This window comes from Bradyrhizobium sp. Kon69, assembly GCF_055807515.1.
In genome coordinates this window covers 1-233 of sequence record NZ_JBVVOS010000598.1, presented here as the reverse complement: position 1 = coordinate 233, position 233 = coordinate 1, and the positions used below count along the sequence as shown (strand labels likewise).

Below are 233 nucleotides of genomic sequence, written 5' to 3'. Positions count from 1 at the left end.
CTTGACCGTATTCGCGATGGCGAAGTGGCTGTGGACGCGGGGCTGATCGCCGTACTGCTCAAGTGCGGTGACCATATGCTCGAGCTGATCGAGGTCGTCGCCAACCGGGGCGAGGTACTCGACCCATCCGCGCTGGAGCGGGAAGCCACACTGCGTGCGACGCTGAGTGCCTATCAAACACCTGACACGCCGAGCGAAATCATCGAAACGACCGCAGCCGACACAGACGCGGC

The 233-nt window shown here is 63.1% G+C and carries 1 protein-coding gene; it reads left to right on the top strand.

What is annotated here, in order from left to right:
* Positions 1-233: hypothetical protein (locus AC0L3U_RS40295; RefSeq protein WP_473365258.1), on the top strand; the 233-nt coding region annotated here is incomplete at both ends.